The 1,490-nt window shown below is 69.1% G+C and carries 1 protein-coding gene; it reads right to left on the bottom strand.

Features of this window, described 5'->3' with window-relative positions:
• Positions 1-20: 20 nt before the first annotated feature.
• A complete protein-coding gene (locus PV734_RS45660; RefSeq protein ID WP_319295226.1) occupies positions 21-1,223 on the bottom strand; it encodes an IS110 family transposase in 1,203 nt (400 codons plus the stop codon).
• Positions 1,224-1,490 lie beyond the last annotated feature (267 nt).

The raw sequence follows: 1,490 nt of genomic DNA, 5'->3' as shown, positions 1-1,490 counted from the left end.
GGGTGCCTCTATGTCTTTGGTCAAGCGAGGCGTGGGGTTCTGGGTTCGTAGAACGTGCCGTCGCGGAGCATCGCGAACAGCACGTTGACGCGTTGTCGGGCGAGCCGGAGGAGGGCTTGCGTGTGGGTCTTCCCGCGGGCTCGGCATTTGTCGTAGTAGGTGCGGGAGGCGGGATCGTGCAGTGCGGCGAACGCGGACAGGAACATCGCGCGTTTCAGCTGCCGGTTGCCGCCTCTGGGCGCGTGTTCGCCGTGGATCGAGGTCCCCGACGACTTGGTCGTCGGGGCGAGGCCGGCGTAGGAGGCGAGGTGAGCGGCGGTGGGGAAGCTGGTTCCGTCGCCGACGGTGACCAGCAGCGTGGCGGCGGTCCTGACCGCGACCCCCGGAATCGAGGTCAGGACCGCGGAAAGAGGGTGAGCCTCCAGCAGCTGCCCGATCTGCGCTTCCAGGGCTCGTCGCTGTTCGTGGACGGCCGCGAGCGAACGGGCCAGGGACGGGATGACGACGTCGAGGGTGCCGGTGCCCGGGACCACGACGGTCTGCTCGTCGAGCGCGTCGAAGACCTCGTCGATCAGCCGGGCAGCCATGCGCGGAGCCTTGGGCCGGATCACCTCAACGAGCCTGCGGCGACCGGCCTTTCGCAAGCTGGCTGGGGATCCGTAGCGTTCCAGCAGCCAGGTCACCGCGGGGTGGTCCAGGCGTGGACCAAGGATGCGCTCCAGGCTGGGGTGGAACTGGGTGAGCAGGCCGCGTATCCGGTTGGAGGTGCGGGTGGCCTCGGCCGCCAGGTCCTGGTCGAAGCCCACCAGCACGGTCAGCTCGGCGGTGATCTCGTCGGTCAGTTCCAGCGAGCGCAGGGTGTGCGGCATGGTCCGGGCGGCGTCCGCGATCACCGCGGCGTCCTTCGCGTCGGTCTTCGCCTCGCCCGGGTAGAGGTCGGCGATCCGCCGCATCGCGAGTCCGGGCAGGTAGGCGACCTTGCAGCCGGCGTCCCGGGCGACCGTCAGGGGCAGGGCTCCGATCGAGGCGGGCTGGTCCACGATCACCAGCACGGTGCCGAACTTCGCGGCCAGCTTGTCGAAGACGGCCCTCAACCTGGGCTCACTGTTGGGCAGCTGCTTGTCGAAGACCTTCTTGCCGGCCGGGGTGAGGCCGTGCCCGTGATGAGCGCTCTTGCCGACGTCCAGGCCGAGGAAGACGCCCACGTCGTCGATGTCGTACAAACCATCCTCCCGAACCGGGTTCGTGCGGTGCTGGCCAGGGCGTTGGCGCCGTACGCGCGCATCCACGTTATGCAGACCTGCCGCCCACAAGCGGCCGGGCATTGCGCCAGGCCAGGCGGTAGTCGGACCTCTTATCAGCGTCTCCAACGGCGCCTCTCGGGCCCGGTGACACCACCCCCCAGGTCATTCGTTCGACAGGGGGGAACAGTCATGCCGGACCCGGAGGCCAGCGGCCCTCTTGCAGGACCGCGAAGAAGATAACGGGGG

It is taken from the genome of Streptomyces sp. AK08-02, from assembly GCF_033795085.1.
GTDB classification, from domain to species: Bacteria; Actinomycetota; Actinomycetes; order Streptomycetales; family Streptomycetaceae; genus Streptomyces; species Streptomyces echiniscabiei.
Note: the sequence above shows the minus strand (reverse complement) of the source record. Positions and strands in the feature narration are given on the sequence as shown.